This is a genomic window from Rariglobus hedericola, from assembly GCF_007559335.1.
Taxonomy (GTDB): domain Bacteria; phylum Verrucomicrobiota; class Verrucomicrobiia; order Opitutales; family Opitutaceae; genus Rariglobus; species Rariglobus hedericola.
Genome location: NZ_VMBG01000001.1, coordinates 1,793,735 through 1,813,900, shown reverse-complemented (window position 1 = coordinate 1,813,900; position 20,166 = coordinate 1,793,735). Strand labels below are relative to the sequence as shown.

The 20,166-nt window shown below is 57.8% G+C and carries 19 protein-coding genes; 15 read left to right on the top strand and 4 right to left on the bottom strand.

What is annotated here, in order from left to right; all coding sequences use genetic code 11:
- Window positions 1-16: 16 nt before the first annotated feature.
- From FPL22_RS18085 to FPL22_RS07980, 6 genes are all read left to right on the top strand, one after another.
- Entirely contained in the window at window positions 17-118 is a 102-nt protein-coding gene (locus FPL22_RS18085; protein ID WP_144229567.1) for an AURKAIP1/COX24 domain-containing protein, read from the top strand.
- A 247-nt stretch (window positions 119-365) separates the two neighbouring features.
- Window positions 366-1,418 (top strand): hypothetical protein, encoded by a 1,053-nt coding sequence (locus tag FPL22_RS08000; protein ID WP_144229566.1) that lies wholly within the window; start codon window positions 366-368, stop codon window positions 1,416-1,418.
- Window positions 1,390-2,028, top strand: coding sequence for a PilN domain-containing protein (locus FPL22_RS07995; protein WP_144229565.1), 639 nt, complete (start codon window positions 1,390-1,392; stop codon window positions 2,026-2,028). The genes FPL22_RS08000 and FPL22_RS07995 overlap by 29 nt, the downstream gene beginning before the upstream one ends.
- The gene (locus FPL22_RS07990) at window positions 2,025-2,588 is read left to right on the top strand and encodes a hypothetical protein (protein ID WP_144229564.1); all 564 of its coding nucleotides are present in this window, start codon (window positions 2,025-2,027) and stop codon (window positions 2,586-2,588) included. Before FPL22_RS07995 ends, FPL22_RS07990 begins: the two co-directional genes overlap by 4 nt.
- Window positions 2,585-3,067: a hypothetical protein gene (locus FPL22_RS07985; RefSeq protein ID WP_144229563.1), complete on the top strand. Its 483-nt coding sequence runs from the start codon at window positions 2,585-2,587 to the stop codon at window positions 3,065-3,067. Before FPL22_RS07990 ends, FPL22_RS07985 begins: the two co-directional genes overlap by 4 nt.
- Window positions 3,068-3,074: 7 nt before the next feature.
- Window positions 3,075-4,649 carry a type II secretion system protein GspD gene (locus FPL22_RS07980; RefSeq protein WP_144229562.1) on the top strand — a complete coding sequence of 525 codons (1,575 nt, stop codon included), beginning with the start codon at window positions 3,075-3,077 and terminating at the stop codon, window positions 4,647-4,649.
- A gap of 56 nt (window positions 4,650-4,705) precedes the next feature.
- Here FPL22_RS07980 and FPL22_RS07975 read toward each other — a convergent pair whose 3' ends face one another.
- Complete coding sequence (locus FPL22_RS07975; protein ID WP_144229561.1) at window positions 4,706-5,317, bottom strand: CPBP family intramembrane glutamic endopeptidase; 612 nt, start codon at window positions 5,315-5,317, stop codon at window positions 4,706-4,708.
- A gap of 59 nt (window positions 5,318-5,376) precedes the next feature.
- Between FPL22_RS07975 and FPL22_RS07970 the strand changes: the two genes are divergently transcribed.
- From FPL22_RS07970 to FPL22_RS07950, 5 genes are all read left to right on the top strand, one after another.
- On the top strand, window positions 5,377-6,414 hold the full coding sequence (locus FPL22_RS07970; protein WP_144229560.1) for a polyprenyl synthetase family protein: 1,038 nt from the start codon (window positions 5,377-5,379) through the stop codon (window positions 6,412-6,414).
- Window positions 6,415-6,457: 43 nt separating this feature from the next.
- On the top strand, window positions 6,458-7,090 hold the full coding sequence (locus tag FPL22_RS07965) for a sigma-70 family RNA polymerase sigma factor (protein ID WP_238991342.1): 633 nt from the start codon (window positions 6,458-6,460) through the stop codon (window positions 7,088-7,090).
- On the top strand, window positions 7,090-7,989 hold the full coding sequence (locus tag FPL22_RS07960; protein ID WP_144229559.1) for a hypothetical protein: 900 nt from the start codon (window positions 7,090-7,092) through the stop codon (window positions 7,987-7,989). The genes FPL22_RS07965 and FPL22_RS07960 overlap by 1 nt, the downstream gene beginning before the upstream one ends.
- Window positions 7,990-8,071: 82 nt before the next feature.
- Window positions 8,072-9,478 carry a class II fumarate hydratase gene (locus FPL22_RS07955; protein ID WP_144229558.1) on the top strand — a complete coding sequence of 469 codons (1,407 nt, stop codon included), beginning with the start codon at window positions 8,072-8,074 and terminating at the stop codon, window positions 9,476-9,478.
- A gap of 10 nt (window positions 9,479-9,488) precedes the next feature.
- Complete coding sequence (locus FPL22_RS07950; protein ID WP_144229557.1) at window positions 9,489-9,908, top strand: secondary thiamine-phosphate synthase enzyme YjbQ; 420 nt, start codon at window positions 9,489-9,491, stop codon at window positions 9,906-9,908.
- 6 nt (window positions 9,909-9,914) lie between these two features.
- On the opposite strand, the gene FPL22_RS07945 is transcribed toward FPL22_RS07950, so the two are convergent.
- Window positions 9,915-11,585 (bottom strand): fumarate hydratase, encoded by a 1,671-nt coding sequence (locus FPL22_RS07945; protein WP_144229556.1) that lies wholly within the window; start codon window positions 11,583-11,585, stop codon window positions 9,915-9,917.
- 114 nt (window positions 11,586-11,699) lie between these two features.
- Window positions 11,700-12,689 (bottom strand): KpsF/GutQ family sugar-phosphate isomerase, encoded by a 990-nt coding sequence (locus FPL22_RS07940; RefSeq protein ID WP_144229555.1) that lies wholly within the window; start codon window positions 12,687-12,689, stop codon window positions 11,700-11,702.
- Between the two features lie 76 nt (window positions 12,690-12,765).
- Here FPL22_RS07940 and FPL22_RS07935 point away from each other — a divergent pair, with 76 nt between their 5' ends.
- Together FPL22_RS07935 and FPL22_RS07930 are read left to right on the top strand one after the other, a co-directional pair.
- Window positions 12,766-13,620, top strand: a complete 855-nt coding sequence (locus tag FPL22_RS07935) for a Cell division protein CpoB (RefSeq protein ID WP_144229554.1) — start codon at window positions 12,766-12,768, stop codon at window positions 13,618-13,620.
- A 35-nt stretch (window positions 13,621-13,655) separates the two neighbouring features.
- Window positions 13,656-14,816, top strand: a complete 1,161-nt coding sequence (locus FPL22_RS07930; RefSeq protein WP_144229553.1) for a pyridoxal phosphate-dependent aminotransferase — start codon at window positions 13,656-13,658, stop codon at window positions 14,814-14,816.
- A gap of 35 nt (window positions 14,817-14,851) precedes the next feature.
- Here FPL22_RS07930 and FPL22_RS07925 read toward each other — a convergent pair whose 3' ends face one another.
- Complete coding sequence (locus FPL22_RS07925) at window positions 14,852-15,664, bottom strand: DeoR/GlpR family DNA-binding transcription regulator (RefSeq protein WP_203235129.1); 813 nt, start codon at window positions 15,662-15,664, stop codon at window positions 14,852-14,854.
- 179 nt (window positions 15,665-15,843) lie between these two features.
- Here FPL22_RS07925 and FPL22_RS07920 point away from each other — a divergent pair, with 179 nt between their 5' ends.
- The gene (locus FPL22_RS07920) at window positions 15,844-17,634 is read left to right on the top strand and encodes a PTS fructose-like transporter subunit IIB (RefSeq protein ID WP_144229552.1); all 1,791 of its coding nucleotides are present in this window, start codon (window positions 15,844-15,846) and stop codon (window positions 17,632-17,634) included.
- A gap of 20 nt (window positions 17,635-17,654) precedes the next feature.
- Window positions 17,655-20,162, top strand: coding sequence for a phosphoenolpyruvate--protein phosphotransferase (ptsP, locus tag FPL22_RS07915; protein ID WP_144229551.1), 2,508 nt, complete (start codon window positions 17,655-17,657; stop codon window positions 20,160-20,162).
- The last annotated feature ends 4 nt before the right edge of the window (window positions 20,163-20,166 follow it).

Sequence of the window (20,166 nt, the reverse complement as noted above, 5' to 3'; positions counted from 1 at the left end):
TCAATCCTGACACCACATGGGTAACCTCAAAAAGAAACGCCGCCTCCAGATGAACAAGCACAAGCGCAAAAAGCGCTTGAAGTCTAATCGCCATAAGAAGCGCACGTGGCAGAAGTAAGGCTCTGGGCCTTGCTCTAAAACTGATTTTAGCCCGCCTCCTTCGTGTTGGCGGGCTTTTTTATGTCGTTCATTAAATAAGGGTAAATAAGCATCGGGGAATTTACTTAGGGTGAATTACCTTGAAGTGCACGGTTTCTGCTATGAGCGTTCCGGACTTCACTTGAAGGGGATAACTTACGGTATTCCTGCCCTTAACGCCATAAATTAACAAATAATCGGCCTGATTTAGGCGTGACCCTGTTCACATGTTTTTCTCCGCAAAAACAAAAAACTTTTTTTTGGATTTTAATGATCACGTTGTTCTCTTGGCGCGCACGTCCAAGCAGACAGCACCCTTTGTTGTGGAGGAGATCATTGAATGTGCGCCGGGTGATCAGCCTGCGCTGGCAGAGGCATTGAAGGCATTGCAGCCCGCGAAGAATGCCAGCGGGTATCTTCATGCCAATTGTGGCGTTAATGCGCCTCGCCGGGTGGTTCGTAAGGTGACTCTTGAAACCAAGCGTCTGAAGGAGCCGACGTATTTGAATGAAGCGACAGCCCAGCAGCTGCGCATTGACCCTGAGCAATACACGCTGGCTATTCTTAATTCAAACCAAGGGACGGATTATGATACAGTGAAGGCTGCGCAGAAAGACGCGATCATCTGTGGAATGCCGACCGCTGATATTAATTTACTACAGGACAATCTTCTGGCGGGCGGAATCTACCCTGAAAGCATGGAGCTAAGCACGGTGTCCAGTGTGGGTGCCATGGTTGACTACTTGGCGTTTGCAAAAATCAAGACACCCGTGCTCATGTTGGAAATCGAGGCGGAGATGACCAATTCGTTTATTGTCACGGCATCCGGCCTGGAAGCATCGCGGCCGATACAGCAAGGCCTTGAAGCGATGATCCCGGTGGTTCAGAAAGAATTGGGGTTGAAGGATGAGGCATCCGCGCGGAAGTTATTTTTATCCAACACCTTCGACTTTACGGGGATGGGCTCGGTTTTGATTAAAAAACTAATCAAAGAGCTTCAGTCTTCCATCGGTTTTTACGAAGTTCAAACCGGTCAATCGATCGCACAAGTGGCCTGCACGCTGCTGCCCTCGAAATTGAGCTGGTTGGAAAATGCGATAGCTGCGGATTTGGGTGTGTCTGTTCTAAAAGCAGATATTCCGGCTTGGTTGCAGTCGCGTCATATTACCTTGGCTGACTCTTTACCGGTTGGGGCTCAGGATATTCGCCGCCTCGGTCTTTTTGGTTTAATGGTTCAGTATAATAACAGTCATGTTGTCATCCCTGAAAAAACCCAGTGATAAATCTGCGGTGACGGTGCCTGCATGGCACCCTAATTTCCGTAATTTTGAGCGACTTCCTGATACCAAGGTTGTTCGCACTTCATTTTTCACAAATGGCTTGGCTGTATTCATTGCCTGCGTCTTGGCCGTATACGTCGGGTATAAGGAATATGCGTTGCGCGAGATGACCATTGAGACTGAAAACGCATCCAGTGCCATCCGGAAAAACAAACCTGCCAGTGATCAGGCGGTTGTTGAATATAAAAAGTTTCAGGAACAGGAAAAAAAGGTTCTGGCTCTCAGGGATTTTCTTTCCACTTCAGGGATGCCTCTTTCGGATTTGATTTTGCGATTGGGTTCGGCTTTGCCGGCGTCAATCACTCTTAATAATATAGAATACCAATCAACCGCGGTTCTCATTCGTGGTCGAATTGAAGGAGCCTCCGATGAGGCCAGTGGACGGGCCGTTGCGTTCGTTGATACGTTGCGCAAAGATGAGGCGTTTTCTAAACTATTTGGAGAAGTCTCCTTGAGCAGCATCGTGCGTGATCCGGGCACGGGACAAATGCGCTTCCAGATTGATCTTACATTCAAGTCGCTTCCCACCAAAGCGGTGCCAAAGAAATGAGTATTGATTCCAAAACTTTAGTTGCCGGTATCAAGAAATATCCGGTTGTTGCGGTCTCGGGGCTGATAGCCGTCGGATTGCTGATGGCCTTATATTTTCGTGGCGGTAAGATCGACGAACAACAGATCGAATTGGCTAGGGTGTCGGCTGAGAGTGAGCGTTATCGTTCTAATATCTCCAATTCTGCACAGCTCCAGGAGCAGCTGGCTTTTTTGATTCAAGCCAATGATGCCGTGAAGAATAGAGCGATGGATATTGAGGGCTTGGCTCAAAATCTTCAGTATTTTTACCGTCTCGAGCTTGAGACGGGTGTTAAGTATTCAGATTTACGTCCAGCGGCCAAACCTCCTGTCCGTGGTGCTGTGACCAAAGGACCGGCTCCTGTGTATGTGCCTTTAAACTATATAGTAAATGTTCAGGGCGATTTCCCTCAGATTATTTTATTTCTTAGGCGGTTGGAGCAGGGAGTTTATTTTTGCCGTGTTAATAGTGCAGTGGCTTCCAATACGGGCACCGGCTTAACGCTGAACCTTAATCTCGATTTGCTCGGCATACCATGAAGCTCCGCATTTTTATCTTTTCGTTATTATTGAGCAGTTCACTTTTTGGTGAGCCTGCTTCTGATATTGCTGCACCCCAGAAGCGCACTGAGGTTCTTGATTTAGCGCGCAAATTGCTGACAACGAAATCTGTTGAAACTTCTGTTGATGATATTGCCCGAAAAAACCCATTTAATCCGTTGCCGGTGGTTGTTGAATCAAGTGGGCCCGATAAGGCGGATAGTCCTGCTCCCGTTGTGGTTGGGACTTCGGATCGAGACATTCTTGCTGCCATAGCCGAGGGCGTCAGACCGACGGGAACCATGAAGCTGGGGGATACTCAATTTTTGCTGTTTGGTCAAAAAAAGCTCAAAGTGGGAGATGTGCTCCCAATTGTATTTCAAGATACCTCATATGAGCTAGAGCTCGTCGGTGTAGATAGAACCAGTTTCACCCTTCGTTTAAATAAAGAAGAAATTACGCGGCCAATTAAACTTTAACCAAGCCATGAGAACACATTTAATATTATTGGCCTCATTGACCGTCGCTAGCCAGCTTCGTGCTCAAGAGGCTCAAGTATCCGCCCCCCCCGTTGCAACTGCTACCGAGACATCGGCCAGCGTTTCCAAGAGCAAGGATACGCTCTCAGTGGATTTTCCTGATGAGGAAATTCGCACTATCTTGCGCAACGTTGCGGATCTCTTTGAGCTAAATTTGGTTATCCCTGACAAATTACAGGGACGCACGTCGTTGAAGTTGCGTGAGGTCACTTGGCGCCAGATTTTCCAAGTCGTGCTGTCTCCGGTGGGATACACTTTTGTTGAGGATGGAAATATCATTAAAATCGTCAGCCGCGATGCGTTGTCCGCCGAGCCATTTATCACCAGTAGTGTGATTCTTGAGAATGTCGCTGCTGCCAGTATTCAGCCCTTACTTACGCCGATTTTGACGCCAGGTCGTGCTGCTACCGCCACAGAACCGGGCGTTACGGGTGGATCGATTGTGCTTAACTCATTAGCTAATGAACTGATTATAACTGATCAGCCTGCTGCGGTCAGTCGCGTTATTGAAACAGCGAAGCGTCTGGATTCAGAACCTCGTCAAGTGGTAATCGAAACCAAGTTCGTTGAATTGACGAAAAATCAAGGCAAGGAATTGGCGGTCGGTTTGGCCGGGAAACAGAATATTGGTGGCGGAGCTGGAACTGCTGCCGGTGCGCTCAACACGTTGGGCCAAATATTGCCCACGGGTGGTGTGGCGACAGGTGCGCCTCAATTGGGCGGCACCGGTTCGTTTAATGCGGTTTTGGACTCGAAGGATTATTCAATACTTCTCCGAGCTTTCGATTCCTTGAGCGGAACCCGTATTGTTTCCAACCCGACCATCGTCGCTATCAATGGTAGTAAGTCGCAGATCAACATCGGCACTGACTTCCAGTTGGTGACCGCTACGCAGACCGCTCCCACAGGCGGCGGCACTCCTACTGTTACCTATACTGCCGGCGAAAAAATCTTTGAAGGTGTGAAGGTTGAAGTGACCCCGCAGATCACTAGTAACAAATTGGTTTCACTGGCTTTAAAAACAGAAAAGAGCAACGCGACGCCATTCACGGTGGGTGCCGGTGTTAGCGCTCAGAAGTTTTACGACATCAACAAGCGCGAAGGTAGCTTGAATATGATTCTTAAGGATGGCCAGACCGCCGCGATTGGCGGGTTGATGGACACCAAAAATACTAAAACCGATACCAAGGTGCCGATTCTTGGAGATATTCCTGTTTTGGGGAATCTGTTTAAGTCCAAGAGTGATCAGAAGGTTGAGACCAATCTGATTATTTTTATCACGGCATCTATTCTGGAGCCCAGCAAGACGACGTATCGTAATCTGGCCACGCCGGCACAGATCAATGCGCTGGATATTTCTGCTCGGGAAATTCAGGGTATAACCTATAAAATTCCTGAGGCTGAAGTGGAGCTTTACTCCGGCGTTGAGGCTGCTCGTCAGCAAAAGCAAGACGCTGAAATCACTGCAAAGCTCGAGAAGGAAAAGGCTGCTAAACTAGAAGCCAAGCCGACCAATAAGTAAGCAATCGGTGAGGGGATCACATTTAAAAGCCACGGCGTATGCCGTGGCTTTTTTATTTAAAATAATCCGACTACGAATCCTTGGGCGCCTTTAATTAGGATGACCCCCATGTTTTTGGTGGCGTGTGCCACGATACAAGGGAGCAACGAGCGGTGGGGGTTGAACGAGGCGAAGCGCACGGTGTAGAACCAGAGCGAGCTCGCAAAAACGGCGGCCGTGCTGAACCATCCTTTGGCTGAAAATGTCCAGGCAAATACGCCATCTTCCCATTTCCAAAGGAAGGGATGGAGCGCGGCAAATAGGACCGAGGCCATCGCCACTCCGGCCCAACGGAGAGCTCTACCCTTGTTTTCGATCACAATAAATCCTCGAAAGATGAGTTCTTCGATGAACGCGGCGATCAGGGTGTAGATGCCGAATAAAACGGTGATCTTGGACTGCTGATCACTGAGACCGAGGCGGAGTTCGCCCCAGGTTTCAGCAATGAGAATCACCAATGCTCCCAAAGCGGCAATGATGCAGGCCTTGGCCGAGGCGGGGGTGGCCCCCGGCAATGCACTTGGGCTTGGCTTCCCGGCTTGGGCGTTTTTGCAGTCCTCCCTCCACAGGTTGAACGTATAGAGCCCGACGGCGATCATCAGGATAAGGAGGATGGGTTGATCGTTCATCTTATGCGTGAGTTATTGATTAGCCATTTGGCCACTCATTCCTAGGGTGCAAGGTGTTTATGTCTGCCACGACTCTTATCCCCTCCGATCCAACGATGGTGAAAGATTTCGCCACGGTGTTCGCGCGCCTCAAGCCGCACATGGGTGTGCTCGATGTTTTCCTGCGCGGACAGCTCGAGTCGTTTGAACCCGAGATTCGCGAAATGGCGGATTACTGCATCGACACATCCGGCAAACGCATCCGTCCAGCCTTGGTTTTTTTGAGTGGTTGGAATGGAAGCGAGGTTCCTGCGCAGGAACTCGTGCGAGTGGCCGGGGTGGTTGAGTTGGTGCACCTCGCGACGCTCGTGCATGATGATATCATGGACGAGGCGGACCTGCGCCGGAGTCGCCGCACGGCTTCGCGGCAATACGGGCCCGAGGCGGCGGTGTTGCTGGGCGATGCACTCTTTGCCCATGCGCTTCATCTCGCGGCACAATTTCCCACGACTGAAGTGTGCTATGCGGTTTCAGATTCCACGCGGAAAGTATGCGCCGGCGAGATTGTGCAAACACTGCGTCGAGGGACGACCAACATCACGCGTGAGGATTATTTCCGGGTGATCGATTTGAAGACGGCGGAGCTTTTCCGCATCTCCTGTTTTCTGGGATCCAAGCTGGGTGGATTTCCATCTGAGTTCGTCGATGCAGCGAGCCGGTTTGGCCGGCATTTGGGAATCGCCTATCAAATTTACGACGATCTGGCGGATTTTTTTGGACAGGAAAAACAAATCGGCAAGACACTCGGCACTGATTTGCAAAGCGGCAAAGTCACCCTGCCGCTGCTGGCGCTGTTGGAGCGTTTGCCGGCGGACGATCGTGCCTTGTTGGTGGACGAAATTCTTCGCCGTCGTGAACCCGATCTGGCGGGACGTCTTCGGCAAATGAGCGAATTGGGGATTTTCGACATGGTGGCGGCTGAAGTGGAGACTGAGCTGGTTCACGCGGAGGCCGCGCTGGGCCCGCATGGATCGTTGGCCCCGGTCGGTCTTTTAATGCAGCTGTGCGAAACGTTGCGTTATCAAGTGCGGAACCTGCGGGCGCCGGCAGGCGTCTAGGTTTGCCCTTGGACGCAGAAGCGTGCATCGTTCCTAGCTCCCTGTGAATGCATCTACCAAAGTTCTCGCCAAAACGCTGGTGGCGTCGCCCGAGCGCCAGCAGGAGGCGGGTTCTGACTGGATGATTGTGCAGCGCGTGCAAGCGGGGGATGTGGCTGCGTTCGACCAACTGATCCTCAAATACCGCGAGCGGGTGTATGCGATGGTCTACAACATGACCTCGAATCGCGAAGATGCGGCCGATCTCACCCAGGATGCGTTCATCAAAGCTTTTCAATCGATCAACCGGTTTCAGGGGCAGTCTTCGTTTTTTACCTGGCTTTACCGCATTGCGATCAATTCTGCACTAACTCACATTCGGCGCAGTAAGTTACGTTCTTTCTTTAGCTTCGATAAAGTTCATGAAGACGCCACGGTTTCAGCGATTCTCAACCAGTTGACAGACAAAAAGGATGTGGAGCGGGAAGTCTTCGTGAACGAACTTCAGGAAAAATTGAACGAAGCGATGGCCAAATTGTCTATCCCCCACAGAACCGTGGTAACTTTGTTCGAAATAGACGGCCTCAGTCATGAGGAGATCGCCGAGATCATGAATTGCTCGGTGGGCACCGTGCGTTCCCGTCTTCACTACGCTAAACAATTTTTGCAGGCCGAACTCCAATCCTACGTCCGTTGATGATCAACCAGCCTGAACACGACAGTGACCGTAAAGTAACTCTCGAGGAGCTCTTGCGCCTCAAGCGCGCCGAGCGTCCGGCACCCGAGTTTTGGGGCCGTTTTGAACAAGACCTGCGCGCCAAGCAACTGGCCGCCATCGTTGAGCCCCGTCCTTGGTGGATCTCGATGCGTTTGCCCCAAGCGACGCGGGCGTTGGCGCGCTTCCAGATTCCGATGGGCGCGGCCGCCGTGCTCGCATTAACTTTTGTCGTCGTGCGCGAATACCGTCCGGCAACGTTGTCGGATGAAATTCCAGTGTCCGTTCCGGTTATTAATGTGACCAACGCGATCGACACTTCGGTTGATACCGTGGCTGCAGTGGAGCAACCCTTGGCCGATACCCAAGGCGTATCGGTTACCGTGGCTGTGTCATCGGCTCCATCCAAGCATACTGCATCGGTTGCCGACATGCTCGCAGAAGAGCCGAGTGCAGTCGGTTCCGGAGGCCTGATGGCGATGATTCCTTGGGCGGCACCGCAACAGGTCGCAGTCGCGGATGTTTCGAGTCCTCCGGTGACCTTGGGCGAATTGCCTCAGGTGCACTTTGCTTCGGCCATGAATCCAGGGCGTGAGCACAACTTTGAAGGCCGCGTTGAGGTTGAACCGGTGGCCGTCTCCGCGGTGTCGGATGTCGCGGAGCCCGTCGCGGTTGCTCAAGTTTCGCCGGTGTCTCCACGCGAGGTCCGTCGCAACCGGATCCTTTCGAGCCTCGTGGTGGCGGATAATAATTCCGATGCCGAGAGGTCCCGTTCCGGCCAAGGGCGCGAAGTGCTGACGAGCTCGCTCGATGATGACCGCCTCTACGACAGTGTGCGTCGTCTCGGTATGGTGGGCGACCGACTCACTCTTAAGTTTTAAGTCTGTTTGCTGTGTTGTGAAGCCGCGCGAAAACCTCGCGCGGCTTTTTTGCTTTTAGCCCTCAATTGCCTACCCTCATCACATGAGAACTGAAAAAGACTCCATGGGCGCGATGCCTGTTTCCGACGATGCGCTCTACGGTGCCTCCACGCAGCGTGCGGTGCTTAATTTTCCGATCAGCGGACGTCCGATGCCGGATGGTTTTATTCGTGGGCTGGGTTTGGTGAAGATCGCCTGCGCGCGCGCCAATGAGGAGCTCGGGAAATTATCGCCGGAAAAAAGCCGGTTCATTCAACAAGTCGCACGTGAAGTGGCCGATGGGAAACTGAATGCGCATTTCCCCGTGGATGTGTTTCAGACCGGTTCAGGAACCTCGACGAACATGAACGCGAACGAGGTGATCGCCAATCGTGCGAGCCAGCTCGCGGGCGAGGCGATCGGATCGAAGAAGCCCGTTCATCCCAACGACGACGTCAACCTGAGCCAGTCATCCAACGACATCATTCCGACCGTGCTGCATGTGAGTGCGGCGGTGGCGTTGAAGGAAAACCTCCGTCCGGCTTTGGTTCACTTGCACGCAGCACTTGATGCGAAGGCGCGGGTATTCGAGCCGATCATCAAGATCGGTCGAACTCACCTGATGGATGCCACGCCGGTTACACTAGGGCAGGAGTTTTCCGGTTATGCGGCGCAGGTGGCGAAGGCGATTGAACGCACGGACAAGGGGATCGTCGCTCTGCGCGAACTCGCCGTGGGCGGCACGGCGGTCGGCACGGGGATTAACTGTCATCCTGAGTTTGCCAGCAAAGTGGTGCGTATCCTTAGCGAGGAAACCGGCATCGATTTCATTGAGGCGCGTAATCATTTCGAGGCGCAGGCGGGTCGTGACGATGCGATTGAGGTGGCCGGACATCTGGCGACCATCGCGGCGAGTCTTACGAAGATCGCCAATGATATCCGTCTGCTGGGTTCGGGACCGCGCAGCGGGCTGGGGGAGTTGAAGCTGCCGGCGACGCAGCCGGGCTCGTCAATCATGCCGGGCAAGGTCAATCCGGTGATGAGCGAGATGCTCGTGCAGGTGTGCATCTACACGCAGGGACTTTCGCAGATGGTCGTGATGTGCGGACGCGACGGACATTTTGAGCTCAACGTAACGATCCCGCTGATTGCTTACGCGCTGCATGAGTCGGTTCACGTGCTGGCGAATGGGGCGCGTCAGTTTGCCGACGGCTGCATCGCCGGACTCGAGGCGGATGAGGCGCGTTGCAAGGAGCTGGTGGACCGTTCGCTCATGCTGGTGACCGCCTTGAATCCACATATCGGATACGACAATGCGGCGGCGGTGGCCAAGGAAGCGCTCGCCACGGGGAAAACACTCAAGGAAGTGGTGCTGGCAAAGGGTTTGATGACTGCGACCGAACTCGATGTCGCGCTGGAGCCACGTTCCATGACTCGGCCGGGCGAGAGTTCGCTGGCCGGCGGTGGTTGAGGATGACACCATGGGTATTCATCAAGTCACACTTACGCTGCGCACGCCGGGTCAGGGGATGCAGGAAATCACGGATGCCGTTGCTCGCGAGGTGATGCGAAGCCGGCTGAAGGCTGGCGTGGTCACGGTGTTTTGCCAGCATACGAGCTGTTCGCTGGTGATCATGGAAAACGCCGATCCGAGTGCGCGTCGCGATCTTGAAGCCTGGCTGAACCGGCTCGTGCCGGAGAATGACCGGCACTTCGTCCACACCCAGGAAGGTCCGGACGACATGCCGAGTCACATCAAGATGGCGCTGACGCGCACGAGCGAAAGCGTGCCGTTCGCCGAGGGACGAATGTTGCTCGGGACGTGGCAGGGACTTTTTCTCTGGGAACACCGCCGCGCACCGCATTCGCGGCGGGTGGTCGTGACGGTGATGGGCGATTGAACCCGTTTAGGCTTTCGCTTTTTCGGCGGCGGCGGTGATGCCACCGGGGAGGCAGGCGCCGCAGCCATTGACGAAGAAGTCGTTGCCCTTGTCGTCCACGAGGATGAACGCAGGGAAGTCTACCACGTCGATTTTCCACACGGCTTCCATGCCGAGTTCAGGGTATTCGAGGACCTCGACGTGCTTGATGTTTTCCTTGGCTAGGATCGCGGCGGGGCCGCCGATGCTGCCGAGGTAAAAGCCGCCGTGGGTTTTGCAGGCCTTGGTCACGGCGGGGCTGCGGTTGCCCTTGGCGAGCATGACCATCGAGCCACCGAGTGATTGGAAGCTGTCCACATAGCTGTCCATGCGACCGGCAGTTGTGGGGCCAAAACTGCCGCTGGCATAACCCTTCGGGGTTTTCGCGGGGCCGGCGTAATAAACGGGGTGGGCTTTGATGTAGTCGGGCAGGCCCTGGCCGGCGTCGATGCGCTCCTGTAGCTTGGCGTGGGCGATGTCGCGGGCCACGACGAGCGGACCGTTAAGGAGCACGCGCGTGGTCACGGGATGTTTCGACAACTCGGCGAGGATGGCGGGCATCGGCTGGTTGAGGTCGATGCGGACGACCTTGTCATCCTTGATGGTGCGTTCGCTGGCAGGGATGAAGCGGCCGGGATTGGTTTCGAGTTTTTCGAGCCAGATACCATCCTTGTTGATCTTGGCTTTGATGTTGCGATCGGCGGAGCAGGAAACGCCGAGGCCGACCGGGCAACTCGCGCCGTGACGGGGCAGACGGATGACGCGCACATCGAGGGCGAAATACTTGCCGCCGAACTGGGCGCCGATGCCGCTGTTCTGGGCGATTTTCAGGACGAGTTTTTCGGTCTCCAGGCAACGGAAAGCGCGGCCCTCGTTGTTGCCGGTGGTGGGGAGGTGATCGAGGTATTTGGTCGAGGCGAGCTTGACGGTTTTCAAGCAAGCTTCGGCGCTGGTGCCGCCGATGACGAGGGCGAGGTGGTAGGGTGGGCAGGCGGCGGTGCCGAGGTAGGAGAGCTTGTCGGTGACGAATTTTTCGAGGCCCTTGGGATTGAGGAGCGCCTTGGTTTCCTGGAAGAGAAACGTCTTGTTGGCCGAGCCGCCACCCTTGGCGACGAAGAGGAATTTATACTCGTTGCCCTCGGTCGCGTAGAGGTCGATCTGAGCCGGCAGGTTGGTGCCGGTGTTGACCTCGTTGAACATGTCGAGCGGGGCGGTCTGCGAGTAGCGGAGGTTTTCCTTGGTGTAGGTCTCGTAGATGCCCTTCGAGATGAATTCGGCGTCGTTGGCGCCGGTCCAGACCTGCTGGCCCTTCTTGGCGACGACGGTCGCAGTGCCGGTGTCCTGGCAGAACGGGAGAATGCCCTCGGCGGAAATCTCGGCGTTTTTGAGAAGAGTCGTGGCAACGTAGCGGTCGTTGGCGGAAGCCTCGGGGTCGTCGAGGATGGCGGCGACTTGGGTGAGATGTTTGGGGCGAAGCAGGAAAGAGATGTCGCGCGTGGCTTGTTGCGCGAGGAAGGCGAGGACGTCGGGATCGACCTTCAGGATCTCGCGACCTTCGAACGTGGTGGTCGAGATGCCCTCGTTGGAGAGCAGGCGATACTCGGTGTTATCGGGGCCGAGGGGGAAGGGGTCTTGGTAGGAGAAAGCGGGCGTGGCCATAGGTCGGGTCGTCGATGAGTTAGCCACAACCGCGGTGCGCGGGACGACGAAAAACGCCGCCGTGCGGAAAAATTAGCAAGAATTGCGGAGGGCGTTAGCCATCCTTTTTTTGCCTCAGACGATTTTGAGTTTGGGTAGATCCTGACCGTCAACGAGGCCGGTGGGCTTACCCTTCGAATCGACGACGATGAGGTCATCGATTTTGTGAGCCTGAAACAGGCGCAAAGCATCCACGCCCAGCGCGTCTTCGCCCACGGTCTTTGGGGAAGGGGTCATGAACGTGATCACGGGTTTCTCCAAGAAGCCGGGGCCGGTGAGTGCGCTGCGGCGGAAGTCGCCGTCGGTGAAGATGCCGGTGAGTTTTCCAGACTTCGGATGGACGATGGCGATGCTGCCGCTCTTGGACTTGGTCATCGCTAGGATGGCCTCCTGCGTGGTGGCTTTTTCGGTGACGATGGGCAGGCGGGCGCCGCTGCGCATAATGTCTTTGACGCGAAGGAGCAGGACGCGGCCGAGGTTGCCGGCGGGGTGGAACTTCGCGAAGTCGTCGCGCGTGAGGCCGCGTTCATCGAGGAGAACCATCGCGAGGGCATCACCGAGGGCGAGGGCGGCGGTGGTGCTGGCGGTCGGCGCGAGCCGGAGCGGACAAGCCTCGCGCGGCACGCTGTAGATGAGTTGCAGCTCGGAGTTTTTGGCGAGGTCGGAGGCGGGATTGCTGGTGAAGGCGACGGTTCGCACGCCGAGGCGGCGAAAGCCGGGGATGAGGCGCAGGATTTCCTCGGACTGGCCGCTGTTGCTCAGGAGGAAAACGAGGTCGCCTTCACTGCATAGGCCGAGATCGCCGTGAAGAGCCTGAGTGGCATCGAGAAAACAGGTGGAAAGGCCGGTGCTGTTGAAGGTGCCGACGAGCTTGTTCGCGATGTGGGCCGATTTGCCGATGCCGGTGAAGATGAGTTTGCGGCCGGCGGCGTTGGTGGACTGCACGGCGCGGGACACGTCCACGAATTTCCCGTCCAAGTCGCGGGCGGTCGCGGTGAGGGCCTCTTGTTCGATTTTAATCGCGGCTCGGGCGCGAGCGAGGGTGGTTTTGGAGTCGAGGGCCATTTAGGGTTTGAGTCGTCGGACTGTCTGCGAGACTTAGGAGCAACTTTTTTTCGTTCAAACCATTTCACCGCCACCGATGAGGTTCCGCTTTCTTCCGCTTTGTCTGTGCGCGCTCGCGACGTTGCTTTTTGTCGCGGGTTGCGGCCGCTATGACTCGTCTCCGTTTACCGCGGAAATCGACGAATCCAACTACCGCCGTGGCAAGGATCTGCTCCGTCAGGGGCGCAACCAGGAGGCGCTCGCCGCATTCCTGAAAGTGGTTGAAAAACGCGGCGACGATGCGCCCGAATCCCACCTCGAAATCGGCATTCTTTACCAGCAGCACATCAAGGATCCGATCGCGGCGATTTATCACTACCGGAAATTCCGTGAATTGAAGCGCAACTCTCCGCAGTCGGATCTCGTGCGCCAGCGTATCGATGCGGCCACGCGGGAGTTTGCCCGCACTCTTCCAGCCCAACCACTCGACAACCAGATGGAGCGCCTCGATCTCCTGGAGAAAGTCGACCAGTTGCAGCGTGAAAATATTCAGCTGAAGGATCAGCTCATCGGTGTGCGCACGCAGGCGATCAACACACCGCGTCCGTCATCGGTAGTCGCGGCGGCGGATCCGGATCAGCTCGCGCCGCTGGCAGTTTCCACGGCCGAGTCTCCGATTGCCGTGCCGGATCCCGAACCTGCTGCCGTGGTTGAGCAACCGGCGGTCGTTCCGTCTGTGGCGGTGAATCGGCCGACTCCGGTGGCCACGCCGCCTCCGGCGGTTTCCGGCCGTCGCTACGTGGTGGCCAAGGGCGACTCGCTGTATGCGATTGCCAAGCGCCACTACGGCACGGCCAACAACGCGCGCGTGCAGGCCATCCTCAATGCCAACCGCGCGGTGCTGCCGAATGCGGGGGCATTGCAGCCGGGTATGACGCTGATCATTCCATAAACTGAAACCCTTCGCCGCACGCCGGCGTATTCTCCATGCCGCGCACCTCCCGCCGCACGTCTGTTTTTACCGAGTCGCTCATTCGCGAGATGTCGCGGGTCGCCGCGCAACACGGCGCGATCAACCTCTCGCAAGGTTTTCCTGATGGGGATCCGCCCGCGGCGCTCGTGCAGGCGGCGAAGGACGCGATGGATGCCGGTCGTCACCAATACGCGATCACTTGGGGATCGCCCGAACTGCGCGATGCGCTGGCGGCAAAACTCACGCGGTTTACCGGCCTTCCCGTGGATCCGTTGCGCGAGCTTGTCGTTACGTGCGGTGCGACCGAGGCAATGCTCGCCGCCGTCATGACGGTATGCGATCCGGGCGACCGCATTGGCATGTTTTCGCCGTTTTACGAAAACTATAACGCCGACGCGATTCTCAGTGGCGCGACAGCGGTGCACGTGCCGCTGCATCCGCCGCAGTATGGTTTTGATCCGGCGGAATTGCGCGCGGCGTTTGCGACGGGCGGAGGATTGAAGGCTTTCATTTTGTGCAATCCTTCGAACCCGTGTGGACGGGTGTTCACGCGCGAGGAATTGCTGCAAATCGCCGCGCTCGCCGAGGAGTTCGATACCTTCGTCATCACTGACGAAGTGTATGAGCACTTGGTGTTCGACGGACGTCAGCATGTGTATTTCGCGACGCTCCCCGGCATGGCCAAACGCACGCTGAGCGTGTCGTCGCTTTCGAAAACGTTTTCAATCACCGGCTGGCGTCTCGGTTATCTGCACGCAGCGCCGGAGATCATCGCGCAGGCGCGCAAGGTCCACGATTTCCTCACGGTGGGCGCGGCGGCTCCGTTGCAACACGCGGTGGTCACGGCGCTCGGCTGGGGCGCGGATTATTACGCGGGACTTGCGGCCGAGTATCAGTCGCAACGCGATGTGTTGCTCGGCTATCTGGATCGCACCGGGCTGACCTACACGCGACCCGAAGGTGCCTATTTCGTGATGCTGGATATTTCGCCCTTCGGCTACGCGAGTGACGTGGAGTTCGCGCACTGGATGGCGAAAGAGATCGGTGTCGCGCCGGTGCCGGGATCGAGTTTTTTTGCCAACGGTGAAAACCGTTACGTGCGCCTGAATTTCGCCAAGAAACCGGCCACGCTGCACGCGGCGGGCGAGCGGTTGCTCAAGTTGAAACGCGGATAATTTTCCGCCCGCGGACGGTGGCGATTTTTCCTTCGTTAAACCAGCACCAGTTCGATGCCGAGGGCTTCGATCTGGGTGCGGGCGTCGGCGGGGAGCTCGTTATCCGTGATGATCGTGTCGACCTCGGTGAGCGGGCAGACCTTGGTAAGGCTGGACGTGCCCCACTTGCTCGAGTCGGTGACGAGGATCACCTGACGTGCCGAGCGGATCATGGCGCGCTTTGCCTGGGCGATTTCCATGGTCGAGTCGGTGAGGCCGTCGGCATCCATCGCCTGTGTGCCGAGGAAGAGTTTCTGCACGGAGAGTTCGGCGAGGCTTTGTTCGGTGAGCGCGCCCACGGTGCTGGCGGATTCGCGGTTGAACGTGCCGCCCAGCATGATCAACCGCTGGCCGGCGGCCGCGCCGAGCTCGAGGGCGACGTTGAGGGCGTTGGTGACAACGGTGAGCGGCGAGACGTGCGTGAGTTGTCGGGCGATCTCGACCGCAGTCGTGCCGGCATCGATCAGGATGGCGTCACCGGGCGATACGCGTTGCGCGGCGGCCGCACCGATACGGCGTTTTTTATCGAGATGAAGTGAAGCGCGCTGATCCACACCGAGGAGAGACGTGACGAAGTGGTGGCTGCCCTTGGCGACCGCGCCGCCGCGATCGCGCAGCAAGCGTCCCTCGCGCTCAAGAATCACCAGATCGCTGCGTATCGTAACCTCGGATACATCGAAGCGGGCCGCCAGGTCGGCCACGCGCATGGAGCCTTCGCGCTGCACCTGTTCGACGATCCGGGCGCGCCGATGGCCGGTCATGAGAATTTTGTCATCCGAGTCGGCTGAAGTGGAAGCAGGGGAGGGCATGGTGCGAAAGGAATCGAAAGTCGTAGCCTCTAAATGGCTGAAAACGAAAGACTGCGAAAGTAAAAATAAGCTCCTTTGCTGATATCGAAAGTGATTTAATAAGGAAAATGAAGGCATTTGCTTGACGTTTCGGAAAATTAACGGAGGCTATCGAAAGTTTTCGCAACCCCGTTTACCCCATGAAACAGATTGTCGCTCTTACGGCGTCCCCTGCCGGATCCGCCCATGCCCGTCTCGCCGCCGAAGCGCTTCGAGCGGTTGCCGCCCAGTCCGGCCACGGCTTTAAAGTCGAAGTAGCCGATGCCACCGCCGGTTCGACCGGTGTGTTGACCGCCGCTGATATTGCCGCGGCCGATGTCGTCCTGCTGGCCGTCGATGCTTCGGTGGAAACATCACGTTTCGCCGACAAACCCATTTACGAAACCCGCACGAGTGCGGCTATCCGCCATCCGCAGGCGATCATCGATGCGGCTCTCGCCAAGGTTTCTCCCGTCACGCCGGCTGTGTCGTCCGCACCGGCACCGGTTGCGGCCGTCCCTGCCCCGGCGGCTCTCGTCGCGACGGCGGTAAAGCGTCTCGTCGCCATCACCTCATGTCCCACGGGGATTGCTCATACGTTCATGGCGGCTGAAGCGCTCAAGAAAGCCGCCGCCGCACTCGGCCACGAGATCCGGGTCGAGACGCAGGGTTCAGTCGGGGCGAAAACCCAGCTTACTGCCGCGGAGATTACGGCGGCCGACGCGGTCGTCATCGCCGCCGATACCAATGTCGATCTCTCCCGTTTCGATGGTAAACGCCTGAACCGCGTCTCGACCAAGGAAGCGATGCACGACGGTAAACAAGTCATCGCTGCTGCCCTTGTGTTGCCCGTGCCCGCCGCAGGCTCCGCCGGTCTCGCGAAAAACGTCGAGCAGCTCAAAGCGAATCGCGGCAGTGCCCGCAGCGGTCCTTACAAGCACCTCATGACGGGTGTTTCCCACATGCTTCCCATCGTGATTGCGGGTGGCCTGGCCATCGCGCTGGCCTTTGCGATCGGTGGCATTTACGCGGGTAACGAGAAAGGCACTTTCGCCGCCGCGCTCAGCCAGATCGGTGGAGGCGCCGCTTTCCAGCTGATGGTCGCGGTGCTGTCCGGATACATTGCGTTTTCCATCGCGGATCGTCCGGGTCTCGCGCCGGGTCTGGTTGGCGGTTTTCTCGCGCAACAACTCGGTGCCGGTTTTCTTGGCGGCATTGTATCGGGCTTTCTCGCCGGTTATCTGACGCTGTTTCTCGCGCGCAAAATCAAGCTGCCCGACAACCTTGAAGGCCTGAAGCCCGTGCTCATCCTGCCGTTCCTTTCCACGCTTACGATTGGCTTGCTGATGATTTTTGTGATCGCTCCGCCGGTGCAGGTGGTTCTCTCCACGATGACGGAGTGGCTCAACTCGATGCGCGGTGCCAATGCGCTTCTCCTCGGTGTGATCCTCGGCTCAATGATGGCCTTCGATATGGGCGGACCGATCAACAAAGCCGCCTACACCTTCGGCGTGGGTCTGCTCGGCAGCCAGGTTTATACTCCTATGGCTGCGATCATGGCTGCCGGCATGACACCACCACTGGGCATCGCGCTCGCCGTGCTCATCGCCAAAAACCGGTTCGATGCCGACGAACGCAAAGCCGGTGCCGCCGCCGCGGTGCTGGGGCTCGCCTTCATCACCGAAGGAGCGATTCCTTTCGCTGCGAAAAATCCTCTCCGCGTCATCCCTGCGCTCGTGCTCGGCTCGGCAGTCACCGGTGCACTCAGCATGGTCTCGGGTGTGCAACTCCTCGTGCCGCATGGCGGCTTGTTCGCACTGCTCATTCCCGGCGCGGTCACGCACCTGATTCCCTACTTGCTCGCCATTGTTGCCGGCACGGTGGTCACCACCGGTGCGCTGCTGATTACGCTCCCCAAATCTTCATCTGCCGGAGTTCCGGCCAACGCCTGATAGGTTAAACTTCACAGATAATGACGACCACCGATACCTCTTCTGCCGACCTTCCGCTGACACTGCGGACCATCCGTCTCGGTGCCACCGTGGCTGACAAGGCCGCCGCCATTCGTGCCGCTGGACAACTGCTCGTCGACGCCGGCTACATCGAGCCTGGCTATATCGACAGCATGCTCGCCCGCGAAGGGCAGGCCAACACCTGCCTCGGCCACGGCATCGCAATTCCGCACGGCCAGCAAAAGGACCGCACGCTCATCAAGCAAACCGGCCTCGCCGTCCTGCAAATCCCCGAGGGTGTCCGCTGGAATGACACGCAGATTGTCCATGTGGTCATCGGCATCGCCGCACGCGGTGATGAACATCTGGAAATCCTCGCCGCACTCACCGACGTGCTTGATGACGATGCAGCCGCGCAACGCCTCGCGACTACGACGCATGCCAACGATATTCTAGCCGCGCTTCGCCGGGGTTCGCCCTCTGCAAAACCGGCCGCCGCAGCCGTCGAACCGTGGGCCGGTGCGGTCAGCGTGGATGTTGTGTTGCAGGGGCACGCCGGTCTGCACGCACGACCTGCAACGAAGTTTGCCGAGACTGCCGCCGATTTTTCGTCTGAGATTCGCGTGATCCACGGTGACCGTGCCGCCAATGGCAAGGCGATGGCTTCGCTCCTGCGTCTCGGCGTGGAGAGCGGCAGCACGTTGCGCATCGAGGCGCGCGGCAGTGACGCCGACGCCGCGCTGGCGGTGTTGCGTGAAGCGGTGGAAAGTGGACTCGGCGATGCCGATGAACTCGCTGAAGCGACCTCACCCGTGCAGGCATGGACACCTCCCGAGACGGTGACCGCGGTGATCATCGGCACATCAGCCGCTCCCGGCATGGCGATTGCGCCGATCTTTCGTTTCCGCGCCGAGATGCTGTCGGTCGAGGATACGCGCGGCGAACCTGCCGCCGAACGCCGTCGTCTCGACAAGGTGATCGCTGAAGCCAACGCCGAGCTTGAACGCTTGGGCGCCGACGCCGAGGCGTGTCCGGTGGCCGCCGAAGCCGAAATTTTCAAAGCCCATCAGGCCTTGATCGCCGATGCGGATCTGCACGCGGATGTGGTGGCTTTGATTGAAGAAGGCCACAGCGCACCGTGGTCTTGGCAGCAGGTGATCGAGCGTCGGGTCGATGAAGTGCGCCGTCTTAAAAATGAACGCCTCGCGGGACGTGCCGCGGATCTGCGCGACATCGGTCAGCGCGTGTTGCGGCTGTTCTCCGGTGTCGTGAGCCGCGATCCGGTATTGCCCTCGGGCAAATGCATTCTCGTCGCGGACGATCTCACGCCATCCGACACCGCTCGGCTCGATCCTAAAAAGATCCTCGGCATCTGCACCGCCGCCGGTGGTCCGACGTCGCACACCGCGATCATCGCCCGTGCGCGCGGTCTTCCCGCCGTGGTGGGCGCAGGCAGCGAAGTGCTTTCGCTAGCCGATGGCACCCTGGCGATTCTCGATGGCGGAGCCGGCCGGCTTTATCCACATCCGGAAGAGTTCGCGGTCGCCTCGGCCAAACAATTTCAGGCCGAGCTCGCTCATCATCAGGCCGCGGCTGACGCCGATCGCTTTCGTCCGGCGTTCACGACTGATGGCCATCGCGTCGAAATCGTCGCCAACATCGGTCACGCCGAAGAGGCCGCCGCTGCGGTCGAAGCGGGTGCCGAGGGCGTGGGCTTGCTGCGCACCGAGTTCCTTTTTCTTGGCCGCGAAACCGCACCGACCGAAGAGGAGCAATTTCTCGCCTACACCGAGATGATCCGTGCGCTCAACGGCCTTCCGTTGATCATCCGCACGCTCGATATCGGTGGTGACAAGATCGTGCCTTACCTTGGCCTCGCGCATGAGGAGAATCCGTTCCTCGGCGTGCGCGGCATTCGCCTGTGCTTGCGCCGGCCTGACGTATTCAAAACTCAACTTCGTGCCATTTATCGGGCCGCGGCCACGGCCGAAGCAGGTGCGGTGAAGATCATGTTCCCCATGGTGACCACGCTTGAAGACCTGCGCTCCGCCAAAAAACTGGCGGAAGCCGTGCGTGCCGAAATCGGCGGTCCGGCCTGCGAGCTGGGCATCATGGTCGAAGTCCCTTCGGTCGTGTTGATGGCCCGCGAGTTTGCCCGCGAGGCGGACTTTTTCTCGGTTGGCACCAACGACCTCACGCAATACGCGCTCGCGATCGACCGCCAGCATCCGGAGCTGGGCAAGGAGGCCGATGCGCTGCATCCCGCGGTGCTTCGTCTGATCGATCTCACGGTGAAAGCCGCGACCGCCGAGGGCAAATGGGTCGGCGTGTGCGGCGGTGCCGCCGGCGAACCGTTGGGCGCATCAATTCTCACGGGCCTCGGCGTTGCCGAACTCAGCATGAGCGCGCCGTCGCTGGCTGCCGTAAAAGCGAAGCTTCGCGGGACTTCGCTTAAAGCTTTGCGTGCGCTGGCGCAGCGCGCGCTTGCCTGCTCGACCGCGGCCGAAGTGCGCGCACTCTCCAAATAAACCG